Source organism: Nocardia sp. NPDC051911 (assembly GCF_040681035.1).
GTDB classification, from domain to species: Bacteria; Actinomycetota; Actinomycetes; order Mycobacteriales; family Mycobacteriaceae; genus Nocardia; species Nocardia sichangensis.
Genome location: NZ_JBFAXY010000008.1, coordinates 270,344 through 278,532, shown reverse-complemented (window position 1 = coordinate 278,532; position 8,189 = coordinate 270,344). Strand labels below are relative to the sequence as shown.

The window sequence follows — 8,189 nt, the reverse complement described above, 5'->3', positions numbered from 1 at the left end:
CTGAGCCTGCGCGACGCGGCCGCGCTCGGCACCGCCGGGTTCACCGCGGCCCTGAGCGTGCAGGCCCTGCTCGATCGCGGCCTCATGCCGGACGCGGGCCCGGTGCTGGTCACCGGCGCGACCGGCGGGGTCGGCAGCGTGAGCATCGACATTCTCTCCGGCCTCGGCTTCGAAGTCATCGCTTCCACCGGCAAGACCGACGCGAACGATCTGCTCAGCGAGATCGGTGCGAACGAGGTGATCGGCAGGCTGCCGGAGGACCCGAACGCCAAGCCGCGGCCATTGACCAAAGCGCGGTGGGCCGCGGCCGTGGACAGCGTCGGCGGCGCGTCGCTGGCCTACGTGCTGAGCGCCATCGGCTACGGCGGCGCGGTCGCGGCCAGCGGGCTCACCGGCGGAGCGGAACTGCCCACTACGGTGATGCCGTTCATTCTGCGCGGCGTCACCCTGGAAGGCATCGATTCGGTCAACCTTCCGATCGAGCGCCGCAGGGAGGTGTGGGCCCAGCTCGGCAAAGAACTACGACCGCAGCATCTTTCGACCCTGGAGAACTACGCTCCGATCACCGATGTGGAGCGGGTGCTGCACTCCATCCGCAACGGCAGCCACCGGGGGCGCACCGTTCTCGGCGTCATGGGCGAATTCTGATCGTCGATGCTCGGCGTGCTCCGACAGCGTTCGGACGAAATGCGCTCCGGATCCACCGAGACCGCGGGGCCGTGAGATCGGTCGACGAAGCCCGGCTCGATTCGTTCGAGCCGGGCTTCGTCGGTTCCGCCGGTCATGGGGTCGTTCGGCCGTGGGCGTGAGGACCCGTACCGCCCCGTCGCGGCCGGACGAGATGAATGGACGCCTCGATCCGACCACGCCGCGCGGGGGAAGGCGTTGCCGCCGTGGCGAGCGCAGATCCGATACGGTTCTTTCGCATCCACCTATGTGCTCGCTCCGGCGGAGAGGCGAATTTCGTTGTCCACGAATCCGTTCTGGCGTTCGTTGTCGATTGTGGCGGTGTCCGCACTGCTCGCCGCGCCCGCGTACAGCCGGGCCGATCCGGTGGGCGACTCGCACCCGAACGACTTGGACCGCTTCTATCACCAGCCGCTCGAGTGGAAGCCGTGCGGTGTCGAGAACCTGGACAAGGCCGGTGGCGAATGCGCGAACGTCGCTGTGCCGCTGGACTATGGGCGGCCCGGCGGTCGCACGATCACCTTGGCGATATCCCGGGTGAAGGCGAGCGATCCGGCGCGACGGCGGGGCGTCCATCCGCAACGGCAGCCACCGGGGGCGCACCGTTCCGGGGGACTATCTCGCTGAAGGCTCTGGCTCAGGGTGGCCTACGTATGTATCTTTACCGTAGGGGCGGATGTCTGAACCTGTTGCTTTCTCGCACAATATGGACAGGTAAGGAGCTGGGTCGAGGAAGTGTGGGAGATTGCTGAGCGGTTGTCAACTCGATCGGGGCATTTAGCGCGTCTGCGTCGGCTGTCGGTCACCTATCGACGCGGACGCTGCCGGTAGAGCATGGAGTGCGGACCCATCCAGTCGTGATGTGGAGGGTATGGGGTTCGATCTGTCCAACTCTCTAGCGGTCAATTGCCGCCGTAGCCGATTATTTACAACTGTGGCGGCCACCGTCACGTGTCGAGGCGTTCGGCAGCGCGCCGATATTGCAATACGATGCGTTCCACTCCTTCCGGTGTCCGGCAACTGAGGCTGGTGCGGGTGATCGCAGGCGACGCCGGCCCTTTTGTCGCCGGCGGTGCGAGTGTAGAGCAGGTCTGTGTGATCACCTGAATGCAGCCAACATTCGACATAAAATGTACCCAGCGTGGGTGAAATTGCCGATATGTCGGTGGCGCTGACGGTCTGGGTGTCTTTCTGGAGAATGTGATACAAAGTGGGTACCCAAAAGAGCGTTGACACGTACATCTTGCTACCGAAGACTGACTTGCAGACCGAACATTCAGTATTCGGTCGGACATCCCGGCGGTAGCTGCTGTGGGGAATCTGCTCGTTTATGAATGTGTAGGGCTGACATTCGCCGGGGGCGGTGGGAAATTTGCGTGCGCCGTTGCTGCGCTGTGCGCTGCACGTGTACGAGGTTTACTTCCATTCACTGCCGTGCGACCACTGAAGCTCGCTGTGAAATGTCATCAGTTCATATCAGGCGGCCACTATTCCGATTGTATAGCCTTCGTGCGTCAGTAATGAAAGGAATACTTAACTCATGGACATTCTCGGCCTACGCAGTTTCGAATCTCGTCTCGAGCGGCCTGTCGATCCTGGCGAACGGGATCGCGATTCTGCACTCGTTCGGCGCGATCGACCGGCTTGGTGGGATCCGGCCCTAACGCTGCGGGCCGGCTCCTGGGAGTCCGTCGCTTCTGCGCTGTCTATCTACCAATGCCTTCGATCGTTGAAAGAGGAACTCCATTGCGACGTTTCATTGTACGGATCGTGGCCGAGTCCAGTGTGGCGCTCGGCAGTATCCAGGTCGCTGCGCGAAGCCTGCGCTTGCGCAGTTGTGGAGGTGAGTGCGTGAGTAGGCATCGCCGCTGCCGTACGAGTGCACGAGCCGGGGGAGTGGGGAGCGGTGGCGGTGACCACCGCCGCTGTGATGGCGACGGGCGCTGGCGCTGCGGCCGCAGACGAAGGCCCCGTCCCGCTGCCCGGCTGCCCGGTGCTGCTGGTGTTGGGCGTGCAGGGCACCTCCGAGTCGTCGCCGACCGCCTCCCCTACTGCGGATTCGGGAATGCTCGGCCGGCTGTTCGCTCCGATAGTCGCTGAGGGAGCGAGCGTGGACCGCGTCTACATTCCCTACCCAACGTCATTCGGTGGTGTGCTGGGCGCCGGACCGGCCACCGACCCGTTCGCCTCCTCGACTGATCAGGCCCCCGCTCGACTGGACGCCACGGCAGCCGAGGTCGTGGACCGCTGCCCACACACGCAGATCGCGCCGCGGGATATTCCGGCGGCGCCGCGGTAGTGTCCGGTTTCGCGCAGGACACCACTGCAGGTATCGGTCCGGTGCCTGCAGATCGAGTGGCCGCGATTGCGCTGCTGAGTGATCCCACCCGACCGGCTGGGACAGGGCCGACACCGAGTCTGGGGGGCCAGGCGTCGCCGAGTGCCCCGCCGGGCACAGACGGCACACACACCGCACATGTGCGGCTGTCGCCGGTCCCGGGCAGCGGCGGCATTGCCGACCGGGGCACCGACTTCGGTGCCCTTGCCGGGCGAGTGGGCGAGTTTTGCGCGGCGGGTGATTTGGCATGCGATGCCCCCGGTCATGCCGCGGCGCTGCGCACGGCAGCCGGACTCGCGGCGCAGGCCGACCTGCGGGACCCGATCACGGCGGCGGGCAGCCTGGCAGGGGTATGGAGCCACACGGTAACCGAGGCAGCCAATACGGTGTTGCTGTCGGATGTCACGGTTGATCCGGCCGGCCAGGTGAACCAAGCACCCGCGCAAACCGTCTCGCAGCGCCTGGCGGAGGCAGTAGATCCACGCACTCCCGCGCCGACCACGGAGCAGACCCAGGCCGCGGCGGACACAGTCGGTCAACTCGTCGGCGCTATCAGCGCCGACCCTCTAGGACAGATCCCGAGGCTGGTCAATCAGATCGGCGCCGCGGTCGGCGCTGAGATTGCGGCGAACGCTGACCTGCCGAATCCCGCAACCCTGTTGCACTACGCGACCGTCACTGTCGCGCACACCGGGTACGGCGCCAACGGCCAGACCGACTGGTTCGCCGCAGCCTCGCATGATCTCTTGGGGGAACGGGCGATGAGTGCCGAAGCGCAAAGCCACACGCGATACGTCTTGGCCTCGAGCGCCGCTGCCGCACCGACGACCGTATTCGATGTCGTTGCGCCACCGAAACGCAGTCCGCGAGGGCTACCGGACCTGCTCGGCGTGGCCGAATTTCCGGTTTACACGCCGACGATCTGCGCTACGCCGAAGGGATGCTGGCACAGCAGGAGCGGGCATTCGCGTGCGAGATGCGCGCCAGTGGTCGGCGGGCTGAGCGATGTGCTCGGGCGCCACGATCGAGCGGCGGACTCACGATGAGCTTCTACGAGGACGACCAGCCGCGCCACCACGATGATGGTCGTTGCAGACCCGACCGGTTAGGGCTCTATGGGATAGTGCCCGCAGATGGTCTTCTCGCGTGGGGTCCGTTTGGCGCGGAGCATGAACTCGCGCATGCCGAACGCCGCGATGCCGACCCGGCAACCGAATTCGATCTGCTGCGCAGGATCGTGCGGGCCGCAGCGGTCGCTAGCGTGAGCGAGGGAGAGTTCGTCCGTCGGCTGCGCACGCCGCGAATGATGTTGCAGCCACGCTTCGGTGCGAATGATTCGACTGTCGTCGGTTTCTCGCTGCGCGATCCGCGGACAACGCTTCTGCGACCAGAGATATCGGACGCAGAACTCGGTGGCGATTGCCTGCTGCAGGTGCTGCGCCTGGATTGGGACTCCAGCGAACAGGCACGGTTGGAGGCGGCGGCGGAGTGGCGACATGTGCGCATTATGGGCCGACGGGAGCGGGAATCAATCCTGTTGACCTCGCAGGCGATGTGGCAGCGAGCGCTGGTAGATGCCGCACAGTTCAATCACCGCCTACGGCTTACCGAGGCAGCAGATCGCCAAAGCTGGCAGTGGTCGGCCACCCGAGTCGCCGGAGTTCTCGCCATCTGGTCGCTGCGCTCCGAACCCGCCTCCGGTGGCCCGTTGGCCACCGCATCCGAGCAAGTTGCCCGATCCGGCATGGCCCGGAGCAGCGGTCCCCGCCCGAGGCCGGACGGGGCCCCTCCGGCCAGTCTTGCGCGGACTGCGTATGTGCTGGCTCAACAATCGGCCACCGCCCACGACACGGCGCGCGAGACGCTGTTACTCGCGCAGTTGTCCGCGTCGGTGATGCTCATCGCGAAGGCCCATCACGGGCGCGGCGATCTACCGGCCGCGATGCGGCTGGCAGAGCGCGCATTGTCGCCACTGGCGGAGGTCGAACGGCCGATGCGCGAACGCATCGATCCTCTCCCTCCCGACGCCGATGCGGTAGGCGAGTAGATGCCGCAAGAGTCGACTACCAGCAAGATCTCGGCCGCTCTGCACGCTGCGCGTGCCGTCATCGGCGACAACGACGCTGAAGCAATTGGTCTCGTCATCGTTCTGCGGCGTGAGGGGTGCCCGGTGACCGTGCTGCGGCAGCCGCGGCGCGAGGTCGACCTGGCGACGATCACAGCAGCGGCGCGGTCGGCGAGCGCTCGCTTTCCGACTACACCTACGACTTGCTCGATGGGTGATGTAATCGATCGAGCGGTGCTGTGAGCCGGATAAGTAGAGTGTTGCAAGCCGTGCGCGACAGGCTCAGTGCGAACATACAGGGCGTCGCGAGAGCAGCGGCGCACCCATTCTCCAGCACCGCGGACGGTCTTCGGTCTGCGGTGTCGACAACGACGCATGCCGACGCGACGCTCGCGAAATGGCTGGAACGGCACGGCAGGGGATCCGAGGTTGAATCGACGCACGTCGGTGATTTGCCCGAGCGCAGGGAAGCCGGACGTGACGAGCGACCGTCGAACCCCGACACTACCGACATCACGACGCCGCCCTTCTCACACAACGTTGCCGGGCTGCCGGGGATGATTGATCAACGGTCGGCGGAGTTGGGGTTGCACACACCGGCCCAGCGTGCGCTGGAATCGAGCTTGTTCATCGACGAGCCGGCCCATCAGGTAGCCCTGCTTTCCCGCTACCCGCGCCCGGAACTGACGTTCGGTGAGAGGGATTGGGCGGGCTATCTGGATGCCCGCGCCTTCGCCCGCCATTACGGTGATCAAGAGTTGACCGTGCCGTTCATGACCGAACTCCACCGGCGAATATCGCAGTTCACTAAGCCCCACATCGGTGGGGTCACTAGTCGCCGCAGGCGGGTAGCCCTCAGCGAGAGACCATTCACCGACAGGGAGTTAGCTGCGTTCGAGGCGAATCCCTATCTGGAACACATGCCGCAAGGAACCGTCCCCCTGTGGCCGGACTACAGTGCGGTCGAGTACCGAATCCCGCCGAAGGCAATCGAGGGTGAACTTCAAGCCCTCTCGGACTGGTACAACGTCGATCGCAAACTGCCCGGCACCGACCCCTACCAGCTCGCCGCCGAACTCCAGCGACGTTACATCTCCATCCACCCCTGGGGGGACTACAACGGAAGTTCGTCCCGAATCCTGATGAACTGGTCACTGGAAAACCATGAGCTACCCCCGAGCGCACTTTCAGATTTCGAGAAAGACATTTTCTCGACAACCGGAGAGTGGACCGACATGGTTCGAGCGGGGAGCGACGCGTTCGGTGAACGCGCGAATCGCCTCGAACATCTCGGTGTCACCGCCGACCCTATCGAAGTGTTCGGCCTGGAGCGCGAACACAGTCTCTACCAGGCTCATGGCCACCAGCTATCAGACTTCTGGTTAGGCGGAATCTTCGATATCGAGAAATGTCGGATGGTAGTGGAAGGACTCCGAGGCAGCCAGCCATAACACGACAGTTGTAGTTCGTTAGTTTGAGCTTCCGCCCGAGAGCGGATTACCTGGTTCCGGTTGGAACCGGTGGATGGGGGCTGGCTTCGTATTCGTCGTGAGCGGTCCCCGATGAAGCGACCAACTGATCCGGCCCCCGGAGAGCGAGCCGCTCTTACGAGAGTTGAGACTCTGGTTGGGTGGCGTGCCACAGCATCTCATACTCGTCGGGGCTGACGTGGCCGAGGTAGCTGTGGAGGCGTTCGGCGTTGTAGAAATTATCGATCCAGTCGGCCATTGCTATGGTCAGCTCAAGGTTCGTGGGCCACTTCCTGGTGTTCAGCAGTTCGGTTTGCATTCGCCCCCAGAACGCTTCGATGGCGGCGTTGTCGAAGCAGTCGCCCACGGTTCCGAACGAGGGAATCATATTGTGTCTGCGGAGATTTTCTCCGAACGACCAGGATGTGAACTGAGTGCCGTGGTCGGCATGTAATATAGCGCCGTGGGATCTTTTCCGTTCCCGGACCGCCATATTCACCGCGTTATTGACTAACGCCGTGTCCGGAACTGTCGAAAAAAACCTCCCGACAACCTTCTTCGTCGCAGCGGTAGCAAATACGGTTGTTCGGCCGCTGTCTGACACTCGAAGTTCACGGGCTGCTCCAGGGGGGACTGCGGCCGAAACGCCGGACGATCGATCTGGAGAAGGGATCACCATGCCTTCGGGGAGGTCTCATCGGCCCGGGGAAGGGGCGGTATCTCCTCTCACCACGCGATACCGACCGCATCCGATGTCGGGCATCTGGCCTCGCTGACGGCGTCGCTTCATGCCGAGTCGCTGGCATTGCAGGCCATGGAGAACCTGGCGAGGCAGACCGGACACGCCGGCGACTTGGCGTTCACTGAACTGCTGGACAACGAGGTGTCCTCATTCCTCGCCGACGATGCGTCGGCTGCTGCGTTGCCTGCGCCCGTGTCGCCGGCCAGGAACCGATCCAGCTGCTCGACGCGGACCGGCGATTCGCCGCCCACCATCTGGCTCTGGCGTTCGTCCCACCCGCCGCGCAGGCGGTCACTGCGGCCGGTGGTGAACCGGAACAATTGATTGCCCAGTTGCACAACGATCTGTCAGTCGATCCTGCGTTCCGCCGCACTTCAGTGAGATCTGTCGTACGCGGTGCCCGACCAGGACAACCGCAACGCCACAGCACCATTGATGGGCCGCCGGTGGGGTCGCGGTCGCCCGGATCTCTCGCGGGGTGCGCCACCAGGACCTGCGCTGGCGTCACCGCAGATTCTCGAGTGTGGCGCCCCGGGAACGCGCAGGCGATACCCCAGACATCGGGATCCCTGGGCGAGGGGACGCCGAGATTAAAACCGACTGGCCGGTGTTATCGTGGGTGTGTCGTCGGATCTCCCTTCAATCGTCCGGCGACCGGTTTGAGGGAGCACTGTGCGACTCGCCTCCCTACCCGCCCAGGACGCCTTCTCGCATGACGCCCTGGGTGGCGGCGTGTGCGGCGCACTTGCACCGCACACGCGCTCTCCGGTATCGCAGAACTCGGTCGCCCGCTGAAGCCTCCCTCGTCGCCGTCGGTGACGGAGCCGACCGCTGGGTGGTCCCCTCGGATCACACACCCGCTTCGCGGATCACGGCTGCACCGACGAC

The 8,189-nt window shown here is 64.6% G+C and carries 9 protein-coding genes; 7 read left to right on the top strand and 2 right to left on the bottom strand.

Features of this window, described 5'->3' with window-relative positions:
- The 7 genes from AB0L97_RS13155 to AB0L97_RS13125 all read left to right on the top strand — a co-directional run.
- Positions 1 to 648: zinc-binding dehydrogenase (locus AB0L97_RS13155; protein ID WP_364428559.1), on the top strand; the 648-nt coding region annotated here is incomplete at its 5' end.
- 318 nt (positions 649 to 966) lie between these two features.
- Complete coding sequence (locus AB0L97_RS13150; protein ID WP_364428556.1) at positions 967 to 1,314, top strand: hypothetical protein; 348 nt, start codon at positions 967 to 969, stop codon at positions 1,312 to 1,314.
- Between the two features lie 1,285 nt (positions 1,315 to 2,599).
- Positions 2,600 to 2,986: a hypothetical protein gene (locus AB0L97_RS13145; RefSeq protein WP_364428553.1), complete on the top strand. Its 387-nt coding sequence runs from the start codon at positions 2,600 to 2,602 to the stop codon at positions 2,984 to 2,986.
- 179 nt (positions 2,987 to 3,165) lie between these two features.
- Positions 3,166 to 4,071 carry a hypothetical protein gene (locus AB0L97_RS13140; RefSeq protein WP_364428550.1) on the top strand — a complete coding sequence of 302 codons (906 nt, stop codon included), beginning with the start codon at positions 3,166 to 3,168 and terminating at the stop codon, positions 4,069 to 4,071.
- On the top strand, positions 4,068 to 5,072 hold the full coding sequence (locus tag AB0L97_RS13135; RefSeq protein ID WP_364428547.1) for a hypothetical protein: 1,005 nt from the start codon (positions 4,068 to 4,070) through the stop codon (positions 5,070 to 5,072). The genes AB0L97_RS13140 and AB0L97_RS13135 overlap by 4 nt, the downstream gene beginning before the upstream one ends.
- Positions 5,073 to 5,333 carry a hypothetical protein gene (locus AB0L97_RS13130; protein WP_364428544.1) on the top strand — a complete coding sequence of 87 codons (261 nt, stop codon included), beginning with the start codon at positions 5,073 to 5,075 and terminating at the stop codon, positions 5,331 to 5,333.
- A 116-nt stretch (positions 5,334 to 5,449) separates the two neighbouring features.
- On the top strand, positions 5,450 to 6,541 hold the full coding sequence (locus AB0L97_RS13125) for a Fic family protein (RefSeq protein WP_364428541.1): 1,092 nt from the start codon (positions 5,450 to 5,452) through the stop codon (positions 6,539 to 6,541).
- 154 nt (positions 6,542 to 6,695) lie between these two features.
- Here AB0L97_RS13125 and AB0L97_RS13120 read toward each other — a convergent pair whose 3' ends face one another.
- A complete protein-coding gene (locus AB0L97_RS13120) occupies positions 6,696 to 6,947 on the bottom strand; it encodes an integrase core domain-containing protein (protein WP_364428538.1) in 252 nt (83 codons plus the stop codon).
- Positions 6,948 to 7,345: 398 nt separating this feature from the next.
- Positions 7,346 to 7,639: a hypothetical protein gene (locus AB0L97_RS13115; RefSeq protein WP_364428535.1), complete on the bottom strand. Its 294-nt coding sequence runs from the start codon at positions 7,637 to 7,639 to the stop codon at positions 7,346 to 7,348.
- Between the last annotated feature and the right edge of the window lie 550 nt (positions 7,640 to 8,189).

Coding starts and splice junctions, on each gene's coding strand:
- AB0L97_RS13135 (WP_364428547.1), top strand. CDS start 4,068: ATGAGCTTCTACGAGGACGACCAGCCGCGCCACCACGATGATGGTCGT.
- AB0L97_RS13130 (WP_364428544.1), top strand. CDS start 5,073: ATGCCGCAAGAGTCGACTACCAGCAAGATCTCGGCCGCTCTGCACGCT.
- AB0L97_RS13120 (WP_364428538.1), bottom strand. CDS start 6,947: ATGATTCCCTCGTTCGGAACCGTGGGCGACTGCTTCGACAACGCCGCC.